Annotated in this window: 19 protein-coding genes; 9 read left to right on the forward strand and 10 right to left on the reverse strand. The window is 61.1% G+C overall.

Translation table 11 applies throughout. From position 1 onward, the window contains the following. Positions 1–47: 47 nt before the first annotated feature. Genes B9N88_RS05385 through B9N88_RS05405 form a run of 5 tightly spaced genes read right to left on the reverse strand, consistent with a single transcriptional unit; the run spans position 48 to position 5,518 of the window. Complete coding sequence (locus tag B9N88_RS05385; protein WP_027603675.1) at positions 48–776, reverse strand: alanyl-tRNA editing protein; 729 nt, start codon at positions 774–776, stop codon at positions 48–50. 2 nt (positions 777–778) lie between these two features. Beyond that, the gene (locus B9N88_RS05390) at positions 779–1,771 is read right to left on the reverse strand and encodes a serine O-acetyltransferase (protein WP_027603676.1); all 993 of its coding nucleotides are present in this window, start codon (positions 1,769–1,771) and stop codon (positions 779–781) included. Between the two features lie 37 nt (positions 1,772–1,808). Beyond that, entirely contained in the window at positions 1,809–2,723 is a 915-nt protein-coding gene (locus B9N88_RS05395; RefSeq protein WP_027603677.1) for a PLP-dependent cysteine synthase family protein, read from the reverse strand. A gap of 15 nt (positions 2,724–2,738) precedes the next feature. Next, positions 2,739–4,601 (reverse strand): molybdopterin-synthase adenylyltransferase MoeB, encoded by a 1,863-nt coding sequence (moeB, locus tag B9N88_RS05400; RefSeq protein ID WP_027603678.1) that lies wholly within the window; start codon positions 4,599–4,601, stop codon positions 2,739–2,741. A 23-nt stretch (positions 4,602–4,624) separates the two neighbouring features. Further along, positions 4,625–5,518, reverse strand: a complete 894-nt coding sequence (locus B9N88_RS05405) for a DMT family transporter (RefSeq protein ID WP_161985727.1) — start codon at positions 5,516–5,518, stop codon at positions 4,625–4,627. Between the two features lie 160 nt (positions 5,519–5,678). Here B9N88_RS05405 and B9N88_RS05410 point away from each other — a divergent pair, with 160 nt between their 5' ends. Continuing rightward, on the forward strand, positions 5,679–7,103 hold the full coding sequence (locus B9N88_RS05410; protein WP_027603680.1) for an aminotransferase-like domain-containing protein: 1,425 nt from the start codon (positions 5,679–5,681) through the stop codon (positions 7,101–7,103). Between the two features lie 187 nt (positions 7,104–7,290). On the opposite strand, the gene B9N88_RS05415 is transcribed toward B9N88_RS05410, so the two are convergent. Further along, positions 7,291–8,109 carry a posphoenolpyruvate synthetase regulatory kinase/phosphorylase PpsR gene (locus B9N88_RS05415; protein WP_027603681.1) on the reverse strand — a complete coding sequence of 273 codons (819 nt, stop codon included), beginning with the start codon at positions 8,107–8,109 and terminating at the stop codon, positions 7,291–7,293. A gap of 177 nt (positions 8,110–8,286) precedes the next feature. On the opposite strand from B9N88_RS05415, the gene ppsA reads away from it, so the two are divergent. From ppsA to B9N88_RS05455, 8 genes are all read left to right on the forward strand, one after another. Further along, positions 8,287–10,662: a phosphoenolpyruvate synthase gene (ppsA, locus tag B9N88_RS05420; RefSeq protein WP_027603682.1), complete on the forward strand. Its 2,376-nt coding sequence runs from the start codon at positions 8,287–8,289 to the stop codon at positions 10,660–10,662. A gap of 104 nt (positions 10,663–10,766) precedes the next feature. After that, on the forward strand, positions 10,767–11,756 hold the full coding sequence (locus B9N88_RS05425) for an alpha/beta fold hydrolase (protein ID WP_027603683.1): 990 nt from the start codon (positions 10,767–10,769) through the stop codon (positions 11,754–11,756). 188 nt (positions 11,757–11,944) lie between these two features. Next, positions 11,945–12,436, forward strand: a complete 492-nt coding sequence (rraA, locus tag B9N88_RS05430) for a ribonuclease E activity regulator RraA (protein ID WP_027603684.1) — start codon at positions 11,945–11,947, stop codon at positions 12,434–12,436. Between the two features lie 25 nt (positions 12,437–12,461). After that, positions 12,462–13,457: a zinc transporter ZntB gene (locus tag B9N88_RS05435; protein ID WP_027603685.1), complete on the forward strand. Its 996-nt coding sequence runs from the start codon at positions 12,462–12,464 to the stop codon at positions 13,455–13,457. An 86-nt stretch (positions 13,458–13,543) separates the two neighbouring features. Beyond that, positions 13,544–13,789 carry a hypothetical protein gene (locus B9N88_RS05440; RefSeq protein ID WP_015885347.1) on the forward strand — a complete coding sequence of 82 codons (246 nt, stop codon included), beginning with the start codon at positions 13,544–13,546 and terminating at the stop codon, positions 13,787–13,789. A 2-nt stretch (positions 13,790–13,791) separates the two neighbouring features. Continuing rightward, positions 13,792–14,616 (forward strand): mechanosensitive ion channel family protein, encoded by an 825-nt coding sequence (locus B9N88_RS05445; protein ID WP_003175519.1) that lies wholly within the window; start codon positions 13,792–13,794, stop codon positions 14,614–14,616. An 87-nt stretch (positions 14,617–14,703) separates the two neighbouring features. Beyond that, positions 14,704–15,294: an RNA polymerase sigma factor SigX gene (sigX, locus tag B9N88_RS05450; protein WP_010208495.1), complete on the forward strand. Its 591-nt coding sequence runs from the start codon at positions 14,704–14,706 to the stop codon at positions 15,292–15,294. A 107-nt stretch (positions 15,295–15,401) separates the two neighbouring features. After that, the gene (locus tag B9N88_RS05455; protein ID WP_027603686.1) at positions 15,402–16,382 is read left to right on the forward strand and encodes an OmpA family protein; all 981 of its coding nucleotides are present in this window, start codon (positions 15,402–15,404) and stop codon (positions 16,380–16,382) included. Between the two features lie 59 nt (positions 16,383–16,441). Here the strand turns inward: B9N88_RS05455 and cobA are convergent, their stop codons facing one another. The 4 genes from cobA to B9N88_RS05475 form a co-directional block, all read right to left on the reverse strand. Next, positions 16,442–17,185 (reverse strand): uroporphyrinogen-III C-methyltransferase, encoded by a 744-nt coding sequence (gene cobA, locus B9N88_RS05460; protein WP_027603687.1) that lies wholly within the window; start codon positions 17,183–17,185, stop codon positions 16,442–16,444. A 26-nt stretch (positions 17,186–17,211) separates the two neighbouring features. Further along, positions 17,212–18,882: a bifunctional protein-serine/threonine kinase/phosphatase gene (locus B9N88_RS05465; RefSeq protein WP_027603688.1), complete on the reverse strand. Its 1,671-nt coding sequence runs from the start codon at positions 18,880–18,882 to the stop codon at positions 17,212–17,214. Further along, complete coding sequence (locus tag B9N88_RS05470; RefSeq protein WP_027603689.1) at positions 18,882–20,093, reverse strand: nitrate/nitrite transporter; 1,212 nt, start codon at positions 20,091–20,093, stop codon at positions 18,882–18,884. Before B9N88_RS05470 ends, B9N88_RS05465 begins: the two co-directional genes overlap by 1 nt. A 229-nt stretch (positions 20,094–20,322) precedes the next feature. Then, complete coding sequence (locus B9N88_RS05475; protein WP_027603690.1) at positions 20,323–20,898, reverse strand: ANTAR domain-containing response regulator; 576 nt, start codon at positions 20,896–20,898, stop codon at positions 20,323–20,325. Positions 20,899–20,905 lie beyond the last annotated feature (7 nt).

Consider the following 20,905-nt stretch of genomic DNA (forward strand, 5'->3'; position numbering starts at 1 on the left):
AAAACTAAAAATATGGGAGAGGCAAGCCCCTCCCACAGTTGTTGCGTTCACTCAAACCGCAGGATCACCCGGCGGTTGTGCTTGCTCTTCTTCTCGATCTTCTCGCAGAACACCCGGCCGATTTCCTCGGTGTTGAGCACATGGGTACCGCCGCATGGCTGGATATCGATCCCGCCGATTTCAATCACCCGTACCGAACCCTGGATCACCGGCGGCGCAACCGCCTGGGTGCGGGTGATCTGCAGCAGGGTGGCGTACTCCGAAGCCGGCATCGACAGGGTCTTCACCTCGTGGGCCTGTTCGATCAGCGCATTGAGGTCACGGGTGATGCTGTCCTTGTCGAGGGTCATTTCCGGCAGGTCGAAATCCAGGCGGCCTTTGTCTGCACTGATGCTGCAACCGGTCACCGGTGCGTCGATGAGCGAGCACAGCAGGTGCAGGCAGGTGTGCATTTTCATGTGCTGGTAGCGCCGTTCCCAATCCAGGCCGGCGTCCACCAGTACCCCGGCGATCAGTTGCTCGGGGCAGTGTTCCACTTGATGCCAGATGATCGAACGCAGCACCGGGTCGCGCACCGTGCCGGTCACGTCGACCCGGGTACCGTCCGCCAGGGTCAGGTGGCCGGTATCGCCGGGTTGGCCACCACCGGTGGGGTAGAACAGGGTGTGTTCCAGGGCGATGCCGTGTTCGCTGACGGCAATCACCCGGGCGCTGAATGCGTTCTGGTAGGGCGCGCTGTCAAACAGCGCCAGGGTTTCCATGGTGTGCACGGACATGTTCAACCTCCGACGATCAGTGGGCTGGCTTGCAGCAGGTGGCGCACCATCGCGCTCAAGCCAGGGGGGGAGAGCAGGGTGATTTCGAATTCCGGCCCGCAGACTTTCAGGTTCAGCGGCAGGCGCGGCAGGTAGTTGCCGGATTCGAGGCGGTGCAGCCTGAATTGCAGGTGGTGACGTTCCTTCACCGTTGGCTCCAGCATCAGGCCTTGCAACGGATGAAAGTCGGCGTCCAGCACCGTGACCTTGTGGCTGGCATTTACCTCGCCGACCACGTGCAGGCGCTCATCCAGGGCGAAGGCCCCGAGGTAGTTGCTGTGGTCCGATTCATCGTTTTTTTGCAGTTGGATCTGGTTCACCACCTTCACCTTGGTGCCGGCGGGTACGTCCTGGGTGATCACACAGGAAGGGCTGATAAACACGTTGTCGCCGATCAGCACATAGCCCAGCACCCGGGCGCCGGAACCGACCTCGACGTTGTTGCCCAGGCGCGGATGGCGCTTGCCATCGGGATTGTTGGCGATGCCGCGGGCACCCAGGGTCACGCCGCAGAGGATGTAGCAATCGTTGCCGATCTCGCAGGTCTCGCCGATTACCGTGCCGTAGCCGTGGTCGAGCACAAAGCGCCGGCCGATACGCGCCGCCGGGTGGATTTCGGCCCCGGACAGGACCTTGCCCTGGTTGCTCAGCTTGAGGGCGATGCGTGAAAACACGCCGTTGGTCTGGTCGGGGAAATTCCACACCTGATGCGCAAGCCGGTAATAGAGCACCGCCTTGAACGAGGCGTAGGACTCCAGGATCAGTTCGCCGCGGCCACGGGATGCCGGATCGCGATAGGCATAGGCGATCAAGTCCTCGGCCACCGCCTGGGCGGCATTCTGGATCAGCGGCGCGAGGTGCGGCTCCAGCTGTTTCATCTGCATGGGGGTGAGGGTCTTGATGAGCTGGGTGAGCAAGTCATCGTGCAACTGTTGCATGTCGATAAAGCCGCCCATGGAGGCACCCCCGCATTCTGGCTGGTTGGAAAACCCGTTATTCGAAACTGGGCAGGTAGCTGTCGGCATTGTCGTAGACCATGGTCAACACCACCGTTTCGGGCGGCAATTCGGGGGCGAGCCTGGCGATGGCCACCATGTTGGCGGCGGAGGACAGGCCCAGGCTGATGGCGTCGGTGCGCATGATGCGTTTCATCATGTCGATGCAGTCCTGGCGCGAGACCTTGAGCATGCCGTCGATCACCTCCAGGTTGAGGATGCTCGGGATCAGGCCGATGGACAGGCCCTGGATATGGTGCGGCGCGTGCTGGTTCTTCAGCAGGTCGCATTCTTCGGGCTCCACGCCCATCACGCGCAGGGCTGGCCAGGCGGCCTTGAGGGTTTCGCCGATACCGGTGATATGGCCGCCGGTGCCGATGCCGCTGACGAAATAGTCAACACGGCGATCACCGAAGGCGCGGAGGATTTCCGGCGCGGTGGTGTCACGGTGAGTTTGCGGGTTGGCGCCGTTGCGTTGCTGGTTGAGCATCACGTAGCTGGGGTTTTCCAGCTGCAACTCCATGCATTTTTCACCGTGGGAATTGTTGCCGAGGCGGCTGTCGGAGAGCACCACCTTGGCGCCGTACAGGCGCAGCAGCTTCTGTTTTTCGGGGCTGTAGTTGTCCGGGATCACCAGCACCACCTTGTAGCCCAGCACGTTGCCGGCCATCACCAGGCCGATACCGGTATTGCCGCCGCTGGGTTCGATGATGGTTTGCCCGGCGTCACGGATCAGCACGCCGCGCCGCTCGGCGTCGAGGATCATGCCGAGGGCGATGCGCGCCTTGTGGCTGCCCCCCGGGTTGAGGGATTCGAGCTTGGCGTAGACCTCGATGCCAAGGTCTTCGGAAAACTGCGCCAGGCGGACGATCGGCGTATGGCCGATGGCGTCGAGGATAGAGTTATGCAGCATCGGTCAGCCCCCGGGTCAGTACAACGGCATGTCGGGTTCGACGTCGCGAACCCAGTGTTTCATGCCGCCTTGCAGGACTTTGGTGTTGGCGAAACCCGCCGCCAGCAGGGTGCTGGCCGCTTGCTCGGCGCGGGTGCCGGCGTAGCAGATCAGGTAATGGGTGTTGTCGCGGCTGAGGCGCCCGAGTTGGCCATCCAGCTCGGCCAGGGGGATATGCACCACCCCCGGTAATTTGCACACCTCCAGTTCGCTGGCGTCGCGCACATCCAGCAGCACGTCGGCGCTGCTGGGGTGTTCGAGTACCTGCTTGAGTCCGCGCGGCTTGATATAGCGCTCTTCGGCCAGGGACGGTTGGCTGGGCACGGCGTCCGCACAGACGGCTGGCGCCAGGGTTTCGCTGTGGCGCAGGTCGGAGCAGCACGGGCAGTCGGCACGGCGCTTGAAACGGATTTCGCTGAACTTCATCGCCAGTGCATCGAAGCGCATCAGGCGGCCGGACAGGGGCTCGCCAATGCCGATCAACAGTTTGATCGCCTCGGTGGCCTGGATCATCCCGACCACCCCGGGAAGCACGCCGATCACCCCTCCGGCGCTGCAATTGGGCGCCAGTTCCGCGGGCGGTGCGCTGGGGAACAGGCAGCGGTAGCACGGCCCGCCTTGGTAGTTGAGCACGCTGATCTGCCCATCGAAGCGGTAGATGGCGCCGTACACCAGGGGTTTGCCCAGTTGCACGCAGGCGTCGTTGACCAGGTAGCGGGTGTCGAAATTGTCGGTGCCGTCGATGACCAGGTCATAGGCGCCCACCAGTTCCAGGGCGTTGTCGGCGTTCAGGGCGGTGTCGTGGGCGTTGATCTGGATATGGCGGTTGAGGTCCTGCAAGCGCTGCTTGGCCGAGTCGACCTTGGGCATGCCCAGGGTGCTGTTGCCGTGGACGATCTGGCGTTGCAGGTTGCTGCTTTCCACCACGTCGAAATCCACCAGCCCCAGGGTACCGACACCGGCCGCTGCCAGGTACAGGCTGATGGGCGAGCCCAGGCCGCCGGTGCCGATGATCAGGACCTTGGCTTTCTTGAGGTTCAACTGGCCTTCGCGGCCGACGCCGGGCAGGGTGATATGGCGCACGTAACGTTGCACTTCCTCGTTGCTGAGGCTGTCGACGTCCATACCGCCGGAGGTGGCGAGCAGCACTTCGATGCGGGCTTTTTCCGGCAGCCGGTCATCGGCGCCGATCAGCTCTTCCTCGGCGGTGAACAGGAAGTGTTCCTTGAGCTGGTTGTTCTTTTCGTGAAACAGATGGGCGCGCAACTGCGGGTGGCTGCTGCAGAGGTTTTCAATGACTTCGCGCAATGTCGATCCGGCGCCCTCGAGGGTCGATTCCGGCAGCTTGGCCACGCGAACCAGAATGTCGGGGAAAGAGACAGCGTTCATGGACAACTCCGTGTGCAGGTCGTTGAAGGGGTTAAGGGTGAAATGCTCGCCATCCCAGGCAAACAGTTTTGAACCCAGGGCCTGGCCCTGGCGAACGTCGACCACCAAGTAACTGACGGGGTAGATCGGCTCGCCCATGAACAGGGCCTTGTCCTGGTCTTCATCGCTGAAATAGGCGCCGACATCCGGGTGGGAGTGGTAGATCACCACCACCGGGTTGTCGCTGCGAAACGCCTTGTTCATCAGCAGGGTGTCGGCCACCGAGAAGGTGTAGCCATTGGCCGCGCTGCGCGGGTACATCTCGGGGTTTTTGCGGTGCAGTTCGTTCTGGATGTTGCTGCCCAGGTACACGCTGCCGTCGGCGAAGACAAAGCCGCAGCATTCCTCGGGGTAGCTGCGGCTGGCGTGGGCGTAGATCTGTTCCAGGGCTTTTGGGCGGAGGACGTCCATGTTTCTCTCGCGTTGATGGCGGGTCAATTTTTCTTGGCCAGGAGTTTTTCAATGGGCAATTTGGTGATCGCAAAGCCGGCCAGCAGGATGGCCGAATACAGCATCAGGTCGCGGGAAATCGCCACGCCTTCGTACCAGGCGCCGATGATCACCGCGAACACCGGGAAGATGATGAACACGAACGACAGGATGATCGGGCTCAAGCGCTTGAGCAGCATGAAATACACGATGAACCCACCCACCGAGGCCACCAGCCCCAGGTAGAACAGCGCGCTCCAGGAGCGCAGGGTGATGGCTTCGAAGGTCGGTGTTTCAAACCACAACCCGGCCACGAACAGCATCAGCCCGGCAATGCCGATGGGCAGGGTGTTGTAGGTGATCACGCTGATGGCGCTGCCTTTTTGCTTGGTGATGACGTAGCACAAGGCGTGCATGATCGCGGCCGCCAGGATCGCCAGTACCCCCAGGAACTCGGCGTGGTCCAGGTGCAGGCCCTGGCTCCTGATGATCATGTAGAGGCTGCCGAAGCCGATACCGATGCCGACCACCTGGGAAAAGTAGATGCGCTCGCGCAGGAACAACGCGGAGAAAATCAGGATGAATACCGGCATGCAACTGAACAGCAGGGCGGTGAGACCGGATGACACATGCATCTCGCCGTAGTTGAGCAGGTAGTAGGGCACGCTGAAGTAGGACAGGGTCACGAACACGAAGAACCAGCGGCTCTCGCGGGGAAACAGGATGGGCTCGCGGCGCACCTTGGCAAAGCACAGGAACAGCGGGAAGGCGATCAGGAAGCGCAGGCCGGCGGACGTCAGCGGCGGCACGCTCTCCACGGCGATCTTGATCCCCAGCCACGTGGTGCCCCAGCTCAGGCACACGATCAGGAACATCACGCTGGTCACCAGCCCGGCCAGCCACTGTTTTTGCGTTTTGGTTTTGGCGGTGTTTTCGAGAACGGCGGACATTGGCATCGTTTATTGCTTCCCTGAGCCTGAATTGAACTCTATATTGAACTTGTAATGAGTTATGAAATTCGGCGATTGAACCCGTAAAAGCACACTATTAGGGCGAAAGATGGCTGTCAAAACAAATATTGACATGGTGTCAATTATGCGTGAGGGGTTGTCCAACGGGCAGGGCGTGAAGTACAAGCGCCTGTCCGATGTCATGGAACGGGGCATCCTCGAAGGCTTGATTGAGCCGGGACGAAAACTGCCGCCTCATCGGGTGCTTTCCGACAATCTGGGGGTGACCATCGGCACCATCAGCCGGGCCTACGGTGAGCTGGAGCGTCTGGGTTTGGTAGTAGCGCGAGTGGGTGACGGCACTTTCGTCCGCAAGCGTGGGATGGAGCGCCAGCGTGATGAAGGCTTTCGTAACTTCAGCGAGGAGCCGCGCCAGTACTTCGACATGAGTCGCAACATGCATATCCCGGGTCAGGAAACCACCTTCCTGGCACAGAGCTTCCAAACCCTGTCGACCAACGCCAAGTTCCTCCAGGACATCAGCGCCTACACCCCCGATGCCGGCCTGCCGCGTTATCGCGACGCGGGCGCGCAGTGGCTGGTGCAGCGTGATTTTCATCCGATCCCCGAGCAGGTGATCTGCGTCAACGGCGGCCAGCATGGCCTGCTGTGCGCGATGATGGCCCTGTTGCGCGCCGGCGATACGGTGGTCACCGAACAATTGACTTACCCGGGGCTGATCACCGCGGCTCGCATGCTGGGTATCCGCCTGATCGGCCTGGAGATGGACGAAGAAGGCGTGCTGCCGAGCGCGCTGGATGAAGTCTGTCGTAATCACCGGGTTTCAGCGTTGTATTGCACGCCGACCATCCAAAACCCGACCACGGCGGTGTTATCCGTGGCGCGCCGCGAAGCCCTGGTGAAGGTGTGCCGGGAACATAATCTGCTGATTCTTGAGGACGAAGCCCACGGCGTGTTGGTTGAAGACCGTCCACCGCCCCTCAGCCATTTTGCCCCCGAACGTACGATTTTGATCAGCAGCCTGAGCAAGGCCGTGTCTGCCGGGCTGCGTGTGGGCTATGTGCATGCGCCCCCGGCGCTGGTCAGCCGTATCTCGGCGGCGTTGCGCTCCACCTGCTGGATGGCCACGCCGGTGACCCTGGAACTGGCGACGCAGTGGATCGAAAACGGCACGGCGGAATACCTGCTGCGCCAACAGATCAACGAGATCAGCCGCCGCAAGACCCTGGTGCAGGACCTGTTGGCCGGCCTGGCGTACCGCACCCACCTGAACAGCCCGCACTTCTGGATCGAGGTGCCGGAGCCCTGGCGCGCGTCGGAAATCGAGGCGGAGCTCAAGCAGAATAATTACCTGATCGCCACCGCCGAGGCGTTTGCCGTGGGGCAGACGGCGGTGCCGCAGTTCATTCGGGCGAGTATCTGCAATACCTCGGGGGATGATCAGTTGTTGCGGGCGGGGTTTGATGCGTTGGCGACGGCGTTGGGGCAAGGGGGAGGGCGGTTTCACCTATAGCGAGTGGACGTCCATGCTGTGAGCAGGCTCGTTGTGGTGAGCGGGCTTGCCCCGCGTTGGGCTGCGAAGCAGCCCCAATCAAGATAAATGCGGTGTGTCAGCCAGTTCTCGGTGACTGGTTTAGGGCTGCTGCGCAGCCCAGCGCGGGGCAAGCCCGCTCGCCACAGTAAAACAGTGTCTCAAGGCATTATTTGAAGCGCCGCTCCACACCTTTCTCCACCAGAATCTTCGCCGAAATCTCTTCCACCGAAAAATGCGTGGAATTGATATGCGCAATGTTCTCGCGACGGAACAGATTTTCTACTTCGCGCACTTCGAACTCGCACTGGGCATAGCTGGAGTAGCGGCTGTTGGGCTTGCGCTCGTTGCGGATGGCGGTGAGACGGTCCGGGTCGATGGTCAGGCCGAACAGCTTGTGCGAATGGGCGCGCAGCGCGGCGGGCAGCGTCAGGTGCTCCATGTCGTCTTCGGTCAGCGGGTAGTTGGCCGCACGGATGCCGAATTGCATGGCCATGTACAGACAGGTGGGCGTTTTGCCGCAGCGCGACACGCCGACCAGGATCAGGTCGGCCTTGTCGTAGTAGTGAGTGCGGGCGCCGTCGTCGTTGTCGAGGGCGAAGTTCACCGCCTCGATACGCTCCATATAATTGGAGTTGTGCCCAATGGAATGGGACTTTCCGACCGAATAGGAGGAGTGTTCGCTCAACTCCTGCTCCAGCGGCGCCAGGAACGTCGAGAAAATGTCGATCATGAAACCATTCGACGTTGCGAGAATCTCACGGATGTCTTGATTGACGATGGTGTCGAAAATGATCGGCCGAAAGCCGTCTTTTTCAGCCGCCAGATTGATTTGTTGTACCATGGCCCGCGCTTTATCCACGCTGTCGATATAGGGCCGCGTGAATTTGGCGAAGGTATTGTTTTCGAACTGCGCGAGCAGGCTCTGACCCAGGGTTTCGGCGGTAATGCCGGTGCCGTCGGAGATAAAGAAAGCAGATCGTTTCATTTGAGCCCTGGGCCTTAAGCTGATGACGAATCTTGGATATGATAGGCGCGATTTTGCCGTCCCATAGTGGGCCGCATTCTCACTTATTTTCCAGGTCCAGGCCACAAACGCGGGTAATCGCTCCTACGAGCAGCCGGCGTCCTGAGCTTTTCCAACACAGTTAGTGGAGAGATCACCTTGGTAGAGTACGTAGTTTCCCTCGATAAGCTCGGCGTCCATGATGTAGAGCACGTAGGGGGCAAGAACGCATCCCTCGGCGAGATGATCAGTAATCTTGCAGGCGCAGGTGTGTCGGTGCCGGGTGGTTTCGCCACCACGGCCCAGGCCTACCGCGATTTCCTCGAACTGAGCGGCCTCAACGCTCAGATCCACGCCGCGCTGGATGCCCTGGACGTCGATGACGTCAACGCCCTGGCCAAAACCGGTGCCCAGATCCGCCAATGGATCATGGAAGCCGAGTTCCCCGAGAAGCTCAACGAAGAAATCCGCACCGCCTTCGCCACCCTGTCGGCCGGCAACCCGGACATGGCCGTCGCCGTGCGCTCCTCGGCCACCGCCGAAGACCTGCCCGACGCCTCCTTCGCCGGCCAGCAAGAGACCTTCCTTAACATCCGCGGCGTGGAAAACGTGATCCGTGCCGCCAAGGAAGTGTTTGCCTCGCTGTTCAACGACCGTGCCATTTCCTACCGTGTACACCAGGGTTTCGACCACAAGCTGGTGGCCCTGTCCGCTGGCGTGCAGCGCATGGTGCGTTCGGAAACCGGCACCGCCGGCGTGATGTTCACCCTCGACACCGAGTCGGGCTTCCGTGACGTGGTGTTTATCACCGGCGCCTACGGCCTGGGCGAAACCGTTGTACAAGGCGCGGTCAACCCCGACGAATTCTACGTGCACAAGCACACCCTTGAAGCCGGCCGCCCGGCCATCCTGCGCCGCAACCTGGGCAGCAAGGCCATCAAGATGATCTACGGCGACGAGGCCAAGGCCGGTCGTTCGGTGAAAACCGTGGACGTCGACAAAGCCGAGCGCGCGCGCTTCTGCCTGAGCGACGCGGAAGTCAGCGAGTTGGCCAAGCAAGCGATGATCATCGAAAAGCACTACCAGTGCCCGATGGACATCGAATGGGCCAAGGACGGTGATGACGGCAAGCTGTACATCGTGCAGGCCCGCCCGGAAACCGTGAAGAGCCGTACCTCGGCCAACGTCATGGAACGCTACCTGCTGAAAGAAACCGGCACCGTGCTGGTGGAAGGCCGTGCCATCGGCCAGCGCATCGGCGCCGGCAAGGTGCGGATCATCAAGGACGTGTCCGAGATGGACAAAGTCCAGCCTGGCGACGTATTGGTTTCCGACATGACCGACCCGGACTGGGAACCGGTGATGAAGCGTGCCAGCGCTATCGTGACCAACCGTGGCGGGCGTACCTGCCATGCGGCGATCATCGCCCGTGAGCTGGGGATCCCGGCAGTGGTCGGTTGCGGCAACGCCACCCAACTGCTCAAGGACGGCCAGGGCGTGACCGTGTCCTGTGCCGAAGGCGACACCGGCTTCATCTTTGAAGGCGAGCTGGGCTTCGACATCAAGCAAAACTCCATCGACGCCATGCCCGACCTGCCGTTCAAGATCATGATGAACGTCGGCAACCCGGACCGTGCCTTCGACTTCGCGCAGTTGCCGAACGCCGGTGTGGGCCTGGCCCGCCTGGAGTTCATCATCAACCGCATGATCGGTGTGCACCCCAAGGCCCTGTTGAACTACGACGGCCTGCCGCTGGACATCAAGGAAAGCGTGGACAAGCGCATCGCCGGCTACGACGACCCGGTGGGCTTCTACGTCGAGAAGCTGGTGGAAGGCATCAGCACCCTGGCGGCGGCGTTCTACCCGAAAAAGGTCATCGTGCGCCTGTCGGACTTCAAGTCCAACGAATACGCCAACCTGATCGGCGGCAAGCTCTATGAGCCGGAAGAAGAGAACCCGATGCTGGGCTTCCGTGGCGCCTCGCGTTACATCAGCGAAGCGTTCCGTGACTGCTTCGAGCTTGAGTGCCGCGCCCTCAAGCGTGTGCGCAACGAGATGGGCCTGACCAACGTCGAGATCATGGTGCCGTTCGTCCGTACCCTGGGCGAAGCGAGCCAGGTCGTCGACCTGCTGGCCGAAAACGGCCTGTCCCGCGGCGAAAATGGCCTGCGCGTGATCATGATGTGCGAACTGCCGTCCAACGCCATCCTCGCCGAAGAGTTCCTGGAGTTCTTCGACGGCTTCTCCATCGGTTCCAACGACCTGACCCAGCTCACCCTGGGCCTGGACCGCGATTCCGGGATCATCGCCCACCTGTTCGACGAGCGTAACCCTGCGGTCAAGAAGCTGCTGGCCAACGCCATCCAGGCGTGCAACAAGGCCGGCAAGTACATCGGTATCTGCGGCCAGGGCCCTTCCGATCACCCAGACCTGGCCAAATGGCTGATGGAGCAGGGTATCGAAAGCGTCTCGCTGAACCCTGACTCCGTGCTGGAAACCTGGTTCTTCCTGGCGGAAGGCCAAGCGTCCGCCTGAGGTCGCCATGTCAAAAGTGCCGGTCCCCCGTCAGGGTGACCGGCATTCTTATCTGTACAGGGCGGAATCCTTGCGGACGTCGCCCTTTTTTGTGCAAGAGCATTATGCAAAGCAGCAGCAACCTGTTTCCTGTCGCCCTGATCAGCGCTGAGCGTCGTGGCGACCTGAGTGAAGACGTGTATCGCCTCAAGCCCGGTAACAGCCCCGACGGTACCGTCGAGCTGGCGGTGACCCGTTTGGGCCTGGCCGATGTCCCGGAAAACCGGGGCATCCCGGTTATTTTGTTGCACGGCAGTTTTTCCAACCGGCGTTTCTGGTATTCGCCCAAGGGGATCGGCCTGGGCGCCTACCTGGCCCGCCAGGGGTTCGATGTGTGGATCCCGGAAATGCGCGGTCATGGGCTGTCCCGGCGCAACCAGGGCTACGCCCGCAACCGCGTCGCCGACTACGCGCGTTACGATCTGCCGGCCATTGGCGCCTTTGTGCGTGAGCAAAGTGCGCAGATTCCCCATTGGATGGGTCATTCTCTCGGCGCTACAACCCTGGCGGCGGCCCTGGGTGGGCAGCACCTGGGGGCGCCGGCAGTGGCCTCGGTGGCGCTGTTTGGCTGTCAGGTCAGTCGCAGCCACTGGCCCTTGAAACTTCCCCCGGTGGAGTGGACCGGCCGTCTGCTGTTGAAGCGTTTCGGCGCAGTGTCCGGCTCGCGGCTCAAGCGGGGCCCGGAGGACGAACCGGCGGGCGTGCTGATCGAAGCCATGCGCTGGAATGGCCTGTTCGGTCGCTTTGGCGAAGGTAAGCGCGATTGGTGGAAAGGCCTGGCGGACGTCGATGTGCCGCTGTTGGCCGTCAGCGCGGCGGGCGATCGGCAGGATCCGGACTGGGCGTGCCGTAAGCTGTTCGAGCAGATCGGCTCCGAGCACCGTCAGTACCTGTGCCTGGGGCGCCAGCAAGGGTTCAGCGGTGATTTCGGGCATGTGGAAATGCTCGTCAGCAAGGCCGCCCAGGCCGAGGTCTGGCCGCTGGTTGAGCAATGGTTGAACGACCCGCTGGCACCTTTATTGGCTGCCAAGCCCGAGGCATTGGTCGTAGTTTGACCCAGGGCTCTGCCAAGGGCGTTTCGCTCGTGTGTGGTTGCGGCTAATATATGACGCGTTAAACGCTTCTGGTCATATTCAGTCGCGCAGTGGTTATTGCGTTACGACGAAGCGGATGGGATGTTGCGCACCGGCTCCGGCTGGTGCTTCTTTCGAAAGACACTTCTTTGGCGGAAAGGAATTTTTCAATGAACCATTACGTGACCCCCGACCTGTGCGACGCCTACCCGGACCTGGTGCAGGTAGTCGAGCCGATGTTCAGCAACTTCGGTGGCCGAGATTCCTTCGGCGGCGAGATTGTCACCATCAAATGTTTCGAAGATAACTCCCTCGTCAAGGAGCAGGCCGACCAGCCGGGCGCCGGCAAGGTGCTGGTGGTCGACGGTGGTGGTTCCCTGCGGCGCGCGTTGCTGGGCGACATGATCGCCGAGAAAGCCGCGAAAAACGGTTGGGAAGGGTTGGTGATCTATGGCTGCATCCGTGACGTCGATGTGATCGCCCAGACCGACCTTGGGGTACAGGCGCTGGCCAGTCATCCGATGAAAACCGATAAGCGCGGGATCGGCGACCTGAACGTCGTGGTGACATTCGCGGGTGTGACGTTCCGCCCGGGTGAGTACATCTACGCCGACAATAATGGCGTGATCGTCTCGCCAAGCCCGCTGCAGATGCCTGAATAAACCGCAATAACCGACAGGGGTGAGGATGTTCGAGGAAGAAAACGCGCAGTGGGGGCTGGTGCATGCCCTGGTGCTGGACGGTAAAGGCGGTGCGCGTTCGATTGCCCGGACTGAGCTCGACGACTTGCAACTGCAGCCCCAGGAAAGCCTGTGGCTGCACTGGGATCGCAGCCATCCCCAGACCCAGACCTGGCTGCGCAAATCCAGTGGCTTGAGCGAATTCGCCTGTGACCTGCTGCTGGAGGAGAACACCCGCCCACGCCTGTTGCCGCTGCCGGATGCCGAGTTGCTGCTGTTCCTGCGCGGGGTCAACCTCAATCCGGGGGCCGAGCCGGAAGACATGGTCTCGGTACGTATCTTCGCTGCCGCCAGCCGTGTGATCTCCCTGCGTCTGCGCCCGTTGCGCGCCACCGATGAACTGCTGGTGCAGTTGGCGGATGGCAAGGGGCCGAAAACCGCTTCGGAGCTCATCCTTTATATGGCGCAGTACCTGACCAACAAGGTCCAGGATCTGGTCACGGATTTGTCGGAAATCGTCGATGCGGAGGAAGAAAAACTCGATACCGACGAACGGTATACACCTGAACATGGCAGTGTTTTGCAGATCCGTCGCCGAGCGGCCGGGCTAAAGCGTTTCCTGTCGCCGCAGCGGGATATTTTTGCCCAGCTCACGCGGATAAAATTGCCGTGGTTCTGTGACGACGATGCCGACTATTGGAACGAATTGAACAACAGCCTGACCCGCTACCTGGAAGAACTCGAATTGACCCGGGAGCGCGTGGGGCTTGTGCTTGAGGCCGAAGACCGACGCTTGAGCGTACGCATGAACCGCACCATGTACCGCTTCGGGATCATCACGGGAATCTTCCTGCCGATGAGTTTCCTGACCGGTTTGCTGGGTATAAATGTGGGGGGCATACCGTTCTCTGCCAGCCCCTACGGATTCGTGATTGCATGCCTGTTGATGGTCTCGGTGGCACTCGGACAATGGTGGCTGTTTCGACGATTGCGCTGGGTTTGAGCTGAATATGACCTGAACGTAGGAAGGGGCCTATGTGACCCCAGGAATTTTACCCTCGTCTTTTAAAACACTTGCGAGAGGTCTTTATGCACGATCCGTTCGAACAGTCTTTGCGTGACATGCTCAATGCCTCGCCGTCCAACCGTGACGACGATGCCTGCCTGGGCCGCGTATTGAAAACCGCTAACCGTCAGGTGGGCGCGGGTGACCTGTTCGGTCTGCTCGGCCGCTGGATGCCGGCGTTGATGATGGCCCTGAACAACGGTTCGGCCCACGTGTCGCCGGTTTCCCGTCGTAAACCTCTTGCTCGCACTGCTGATAAGGCTGATTGAATATGGAACTTGATCTCTGGACCCAGAGCCTGGTCACCGCGATGACCGCATTGTGGACCAAGGTGGCGAATTTCATCCCCAACCTGTTTGGTGCCCTGGTCCTGGTGTTGCTGGGCTTTGTCGTGGCCAAGCTGCTCGACACCCTGCTGTCCAAATTGCTCGCGAAACTGGGCCTTGACCGCCTGATGGCCGGCACCGGCCTGACCAAGCTGCTGGGCCGCGCCGGGTTGCAGGTGCCGATCTCCACGTTGATCGGCAAGATCGTCTATTGGTTTGTTTTGCTGATTTTTCTGGTTTCTGCGGCGCAATCCCTTGGACTTGAGCGAGTTTCAGCTACGCTCGACATGCTGGCGCTGTATTTACCGAAGGTTTTCGGCGGCGCGCTGGTGCTTCTCGTAGGCGTTTTGCTTGCTCAACTGGCCAATGGGCTGGTGCGCGGCGCCGCTGAAGGGGTGGGGTTGGATTATGCCGCTGGCCTGGGGCGCATCGCCCAGGGGTTGGTGATCATCATCAGTATTTCGGTCGCGATCAGCCAGTTGGAGGTCAAGACTGACCTGCTCAACCACGTGATCGTCATCGTTTTGATTACCGTTGGTCTGGCCGTTGCGCTGGCCATGGGCTTGGGAAGCCGGGAAATTGCCGGCCAGATTCTCGCGGGAATCTATGTGCGTGAGTTGTATCAGGTTGGGCAACAGGTGCGTGTGGGCGAGGTCGAAGGGCAAATCGAGGAGATCGGCACAGTCAAGACGACGGTGCTGACCGATGACGGCGACCTGGTGTCGCTGTCCAATCGGATTCTCCTCGAGCAGCAGGTCAGTAGCCGCTAACCCGGTAAACCCTGCTAATGTACGCCGCCGCAAGCCCGGCTGACCGGGCTGTAGCGGACATTGACCTGACTGTCGGCACGACTTGTTTTGAATAAAGCCCAAACGCTGTCCACGCGCTATGACCCCCGTGAGCTCTCTGATGAGGAGTTGGTCGCGCGCTCGCACACGGAGCTGTTTCACGTAACTCGCGCGTATGAAGAATTGATGCGCAGATATCAACGCACTCTGTTCAACGTTTGTTCAAGGTATTTAGGGAACGATAGAGATGCGGATGATGTCTGTCAGGAAGTGATGCTCAAGGTGCTGTACGGCCTGAAGAACTTCGAGGGCAAATCGAAGTTCAAGACGTGGCTGTACAGCATCACCTACAACGAGTGCATCACGCAGTATCGGAAGGAACGGCGAAAGCGTCGCTTGATGGACGCCTTGAGTCTGGACCCCCTTGAGGAGGCGTCTGAAGAAAAGGCGCCGGCACCCGAGGAAAAGGGCGGACTCGATCGCTGGCTGGTGTATGTGAACCCGATTGACCGGGAAATTCTGGTGCTACGATTTGTCGCAGAGCTGGAGTTCCAGGAAATCGCTGACATCATGCACATGGGTTTGAGTGCTACAAAAATGCGTTACAAGCGTGCTCTAGATAAATTACGTGAGAAATTTGCGGGCGAGACTGAAACTTAGTGCGTGGCAAATATCTCTTACGTGTAGGCAAGTTCTGTTAGACTTGTCGCCGAGTTGTCCCCCGGTTTGTGGGACTGCTTTACAATCACCAGATGGGGATTTAACGGATGAAACTGAAAAACACCTTGGGCTTGGCCATTGGTTCTCTTATTGCCGCTACTTCTTTCGGCGTTCTGGCACAAGGCCAAGGCGCAGTTGAAGGCGAGCTGTTCTACAAGAAGCAGTACAACGATAGCGTCAAGCACATCGAAGACGGCTTCAATCCTGGCGCTCGCATCGGTTACTTCCTGACCGACGACCTGTCCTTGAACCTGTCCTACGACAAGACCAACCACACCCGTTCGAACGACGGTACTGGTAACCAGAAGATCAAAGGCGATACCGGCAGCCTGGTTGCCCAGTATCACTTCGGTCAAGCTGGCGTAGACAGCCTGCGTCCATACGTAGAAGGCGGCTTCGGTCACCAGAGCCGTACCAACGTCCAGGCTGACGGCCACAGCGGTCGCGACCAGACTACCTTCGCTACCGTTGGTACCGGCGTGAAGTACTACTTCACCAACAACCTGTACGCTCGTGCCGGTGTTGAAGCTGACTACGGTCTGGACAACGGCAAGTGGGACTACTCCGCACTGGTTGGCCTGGGCGTGAACTTCGGCGGTAACGCTGGCGCAGCTGCTCCAGCTCCTACCCCAGCACCAGCTCCAGAGCCAACTCCAGAGCCAGAAGCTCCAGTTGCCCAGGTTGTTCGTGTTGAGCTGGACGTTAAGTTCGACTTCGACAAGGCCGTTGTTAAGCCTAACAGCTACGGCGACGTGAAAAACCTGGCCGACTTCATGGCTCAGTACCCAGCTACCAACGTAGAAGTTGCTGGTCACACTGACTCCGTAGGTCCAGACGCCTACAACCAGAAGCTGTCCCAGCGTCGTGCTGACGCTGTTAAGCAAGTCCTGGTTAAAGATGGCGTTCAGCCTAGCCGCATCACCGCGGTAGGTTACGGCGAATCCCGCCCAGTTGCTGACAACGCAACTGAAGCTGGTCGTGCTGTTAACCGTCGCGTAGAAGCGTCGGTTGAAGCTACCGCTCAGTAATTACTGAGATGTAGAAAAAACCCGGCTTCGGCCGGGTTTTTTTTCGCCTGGAATTTGCCTCAGGCGCTGACTGCGGCTGCGACATAAGCCGTCTGCTCGGCGGCCGCAACATGGCCGATCACCAGAATCGCCGGGCTCTTCAAGGCAAATGCCTGTGCGTCTTCATGCATCCGCGACAGCTCACTGCGGCATTCGCGCTGTTGGGGCAGTGAGGCGTTTTCGATCATCGCCACCGGCATATCTGCCGCCATCCCGCCTTCGAGCAATTGCTGGCGAATCTCCCCCAGCTTGGCCACTCCCATATACACCACCAATGTCGTCCCGCCCTCGGCCAACGCGCGCCAATTAAGGCTGCTGTCGTCCTGGGTATGGGCCGTGACCAGGGTCACACCGCGGCTGACGCCACGCAACGTCAGTGGAATCGCGCAATTCGTTGCCCCCGCCAGCCCGGCGGTGATCCCGTTGACCAACTCTACCTCGACGCCGCGTTCGCGCAGCCATACGGCTTCTTCGCCACCGCGGCCGAAAATGCACGGGTCACCCCCTTTCAGCCGCACTACGCACTTGCCTTGGCGGGCGTAACGCAGCATCAGGCGGTGGATAAAGTCCTGCGGGGTCGAGCGGCAGCCGCCGCGTTTGCCGACCGTGATCACCCGCGCTTCGGCGCAGTGCTCCAGCACTGCGGGGTTGACCAGGTCATCGATCAGTACCACATCGGCTTCGTGCAGGGCCCGTACAGCCTTGAGGGTCAACAGCTCCGGATCGCCAGGGCCCGCGCCCACCAGCCAGACTTTTGCGTTCATGGGTTTTTCCTCGTCTAGAGCTGACGTCAGTTGTGAAAGAGTGAATACAGAAGAATCAGATTGATCAGCATCGAGACCAGGCCCAAGGTGCGCCAGACCTTCAACGGTTCGCGCTCCAGCAGGGGCCTGGGGCGGATGCTCAGTTCATGGCGGTCCGCCTGTTCCAGCACCAGTAGCCATTCCTCGGCGGTTTCATAGCGATGCGCCGGCTGGGCAGCCACGGCGCGCTCCAGGCTCAGGGGGAGCCAATCGGGGAGATCCGGGCGATAGCGGCTGGCGCTGACAGCCTGGGCAAATCGAGGCCGTTGGAAGGCTTCGATTTCCCCGTAGGGGTAATGCCCGGTCAACAGGTAATACAAGGTGACGCCTACGCTGTACAAATCCTGCTGGGCTGTCGGACGGTCGCCATTGAACGCTTCGGGCGCGATAAAGCTCGGGGTGCCCGGCAGTACGTGGGCCCGGTCCTCGGAAAGACCCGGGCAGTAGGCCAGGCCGAAATCCAGCACGCGCAATTCACCGTCATCCCCCAGCAGCAGGTTTTCCGGCTTGATGTCGCGGTGCAGGATCTGCCGTCGGTGCAGCATGCCGACTGCGCGCAGCAAACGCTCGGCGACGGACTGCCATTGCGCCAGGGGCAATGGGCCCTGGTGCTGGAACAGCTCGGCCAGGGTCTGCCCCGGGTATTCCCGCATGACGTAGTACAAATGCTGGCGCCCGCTGGCGGCGTGCACCTCAGGAAAGGCACGCCCGGCTACCCGTCGCAAAAACCACTCTTCCGACAGTAATGCCTGGCCGGCGTCGCTGTCGTCGTCGCGGCTCAGTGGCAGGGTTTTCAGCAGCCAGGGCTGCTGTTGGGCATCGCGCACCCGGTACAGCAACGACTGCCTGCTTTGCGCCAGCACGCTGTCCACCTGCCAGCCTTCAAAGCGTTGCCCGGATTTCAGCAGCGGTGGCAAGGGCCATTGCTGCAATTGCACCAGGGCGTCACCGAGGGTGGCAGCGCCGAGTGTGTCGACGCGCACCAGCAAGGCGCTGGCATTGTCCTGGCTGCCCGCCAGGTGTGCGGCATTGACCAGCGTGGTGACCGCCAGGTCCAGGTCGGTTTGTTCGCGCAGGATCGCGCTGATGCTGTGATCGCCCAGGGTGGCCCAGACGCCGTCGCTGAGCAGCAGGAAGCACTCACCTTCACGCAATTGACCGTCGAGAAAATCCAGCACCAGGTGCTGATCCAGGCCGAGGGCACGCTTGAGCACGTGCTGCATGCCCGGTTGCTCCCACACATGGTCTTCGCTGATGCGCTGCAACTCACCGTCCAGCCAGCGATACGCCCGGCAATCACCGACATGGGCCAGGGTGAAACGCTGGCCGCGAAAGACCAGGGCACTGAGGGTGGTCAGCAACGGCTGGCCGCCGCCATTGGCCTGCAACCAGCGGTTTTGCGCCAGCAGCAAGCGCTCCAATGCCTGTGCCACACCCCAGGTTTGCGGCGTGGCGTAGTAATCCAGGGCCAGGGCTTGCAAAGTCGAGCGTGCGGCCAGGCCGCCGTCGGCGCACTGGCTCACACCGTCGGCCATGGCGCACAGGTAGCCTTTGCTCGCCGCCAGTTCCGCTGCGGGGGTGACGACCCGCAGCGCATCCTGGTTTTCCGCCCGTGGGCCGATGGCGCTGGCGTGGGCGACGCTCAGTTGCAGGCTCATCAGACGCGCGCAGCGGTCACTGCGGCCGAACCCCAGGTGGTTCTCCAGCGACGCTTGACGCCATGCAGGCCGAACCAGGCCAGTACGCCCAGGCTGGCGAACAGCCACAAGGCCAGTTGATAGCTGCCGGTGCTCTGCTTGATTGCGCCCATGCCCGCGGCCAGGGCGAAACCGCCGATGCCGCCGGCCATGCCGATCAAGCCGGTCATCACACCGATCTCACGCCGGAAACGCTGTGGCACCAACTGGAACACCGCGCCATTGCCCGCACCCAGGCCGAGCATGGTGCAGACGAAGAGCGCCAGTGCCGCGTAGGAGCTGGGCAGGTTGAAACCCACTGCCGCAATGCAGATTGCCGCGACACTGTACATGCCGAGCAGGGTGCGGATTCCGCCGAAACGGTCGGCCAGGGCGCCGCCCAGTGGGCGCATCAGGCTGCCACCGAACACGCAGGCGGCGGTGTAGTAGCCGGCAGTCATGGGGCTCAGGCCGTATTGGTCGTTGAAATAGCCGGGCAGGGCGCTGGCCAGGCCGATAAAACCGCCGAAGGTCACGCTGTAGAAAAACATGAACCACCAGCTGTCGCGGTCGCCCAGGGCCTTGAAGTAATCGGCCATGGACTTGGCTTTCGGCCGCTCGGGTGCATTGCGTGCCAGCCAGGCGAAGACGATCAGCGTCAGGATCAGCGGAATCAGCGCAAAGCCGAACACATTGCTCCAGCCAAACGCCGCCGCCAGCACAGGGGCCAGCAACGCCGCGAACACCGTGCCCGAGTTACCCGCACCGGCGATGCCCATGGCCTTGCCCTGGTGTTCGGCCGGGTACCATTGGGACGCCAGCGGCAGTGCCACCGCAAAGGACGCGCCGGCCATGCCGAGGAACAGTCCCAGCAACAAGGCTTGTTCGTAGCTGTGAATCCCCAGTTTCCAGGCGCTGAACAAGGCGACGATCACAATCACCTGGCCAATCAGCCCGGCGGTCTTGGGCGACAGCTTGTCCGCCAGCATGCCCATCAGGAAACGCAGCACCGCGCCGGCCAGGATCGGCGTCGCCACCATCAGGCCGCGTTGTTGGGTGGTCAGGTGCAGGTCGGCGGCAATCTGCACCGCCAGGGGGCCCAATAAATACCAGACCATGAAACTCAGGTCGAAATACAGGAACGCGGCAAACAGGGTCGGGGTGTGCCCGGATTTCCAGAAGCTTGATTTCATCACGCACCTCAACGGTTGGGAGTCTTGTAAGAAGGCCTGGTGATGGAGCTGCCGGCTGAGGCCGCCCCACCGGCCCCGTGCTACCGGGGCCAAAACAAAAAAACGCCGCCACCGGGTTCGCAAGGGCAAACCGGGTGTGCGACGTCTTTGTCGTGAAGGGGCAACCGCCGTTGGTTACCTGTGGTGATTACTTAGCAAGTCCTGCGCCAACATGCTGGCCGTAGTGTGCTCAGCCGAGCAGTTCACTCATGGCGATGATCTGCTCCGCCACCTGGATCAGTTTCTGCTGGCGGCTCATGGCCTGGCGGCGCATCAGGGTGTAGGCCTCTTCCTCATTGCAGGCCTTCATTTTCATCAGCATGCCCTTGGCCAACTCGATGCGCTTGCGCTCGGCCAACTGCTGGTCACGGGCCTGGAGCTGGGCGCGCAAGGCCTGGTCGCTCTCGAAGCGAGCCATGGCCACGTCGAGGATCGGTTGCAGGCGCTGCGCCTGAATGCCTTCGACGATGTAGGCGCTGACCCCCGACTTGATCGCCTGGCGCATCACGTCGGGGTCGTGCTCGTCGGTAAACATCACGATGGGCCGGGGCTGGTCGCGGCTGACCAGCACCACTTGCTCCATCACATCGCGGCCCGGTGACTCGGTATCGATCAGGATGACGTCCGGGCGCACCGTTTCGACGCGCGCAGGCAGGTCGATGGTCAGGCCGGATTCATCGATCACTTCAAAACCAGCCTCGATCAGCGCTGTCCTCAGGCGGCCGACTTTGCGTGGCGTGTCGTTGATCAACAGGATTCGCAGCATGGAAATC

Origin of the sequence: Pseudomonas sp. LAMO17WK12:I1, from assembly GCF_900177315.1 — a bacterium.
Taxonomy (GTDB): domain Bacteria; phylum Pseudomonadota; class Gammaproteobacteria; order Pseudomonadales; family Pseudomonadaceae; genus Aquipseudomonas; species Aquipseudomonas marginalis.

Bases quoted from the DNA above. Each gene is read 5' to 3' on its own strand.
- B9N88_RS05385 (WP_027603675.1), bottom strand. From the start codon at position 776: ATGTCCGTGCACACCATGGAAACCCTGGCGCTGTTTGACAGCGCGCCC.
- B9N88_RS05390 (WP_027603676.1), bottom strand. From the start codon at position 1,771: ATGGGCGGCTTTATCGACATGCAACAGTTGCACGATGACTTGCTCACC.
- B9N88_RS05395 (WP_027603677.1), bottom strand. From the start codon at position 2,723: ATGCTGCATAACTCTATCCTCGACGCCATCGGCCATACGCCGATCGTC.
- moeB (WP_027603678.1), bottom strand. From the start codon at position 4,601: ATGGACGTCCTCCGCCCAAAAGCCCTGGAACAGATCTACGCCCACGCC.
- B9N88_RS05410 (WP_027603680.1), top strand. From the start codon at position 5,679: ATGGCTGTCAAAACAAATATTGACATGGTGTCAATTATGCGTGAGGGG.
- B9N88_RS05415 (WP_027603681.1), bottom strand. From the start codon at position 8,109: ATGAAACGATCTGCTTTCTTTATCTCCGACGGCACCGGCATTACCGCC.
- B9N88_RS05425 (WP_027603683.1), top strand. From the start codon at position 10,767: ATGCAAAGCAGCAGCAACCTGTTTCCTGTCGCCCTGATCAGCGCTGAG.
- rraA (WP_027603684.1), top strand. From the start codon at position 11,945: ATGAACCATTACGTGACCCCCGACCTGTGCGACGCCTACCCGGACCTG.
- B9N88_RS05435 (WP_027603685.1), top strand. From the start codon at position 12,462: ATGTTCGAGGAAGAAAACGCGCAGTGGGGGCTGGTGCATGCCCTGGTG.
- B9N88_RS05440 (WP_015885347.1), top strand. From the start codon at position 13,544: ATGCACGATCCGTTCGAACAGTCTTTGCGTGACATGCTCAATGCCTCG.
- B9N88_RS05445 (WP_003175519.1), top strand. From the start codon at position 13,792: ATGGAACTTGATCTCTGGACCCAGAGCCTGGTCACCGCGATGACCGCA.
- B9N88_RS05455 (WP_027603686.1), top strand. From the start codon at position 15,402: ATGAAACTGAAAAACACCTTGGGCTTGGCCATTGGTTCTCTTATTGCC.
- cobA (WP_027603687.1), bottom strand. From the start codon at position 17,185: ATGAACGCAAAAGTCTGGCTGGTGGGCGCGGGCCCTGGCGATCCGGAG.
- B9N88_RS05465 (WP_027603688.1), bottom strand. From the start codon at position 18,882: ATGAGCCTGCAACTGAGCGTCGCCCACGCCAGCGCCATCGGCCCACGG.
- B9N88_RS05470 (WP_027603689.1), bottom strand. From the start codon at position 20,093: ATGAAATCAAGCTTCTGGAAATCCGGGCACACCCCGACCCTGTTTGCC.
- B9N88_RS05475 (WP_027603690.1), bottom strand. From the start codon at position 20,898: ATGCTGCGAATCCTGTTGATCAACGACACGCCACGCAAAGTCGGCCGC.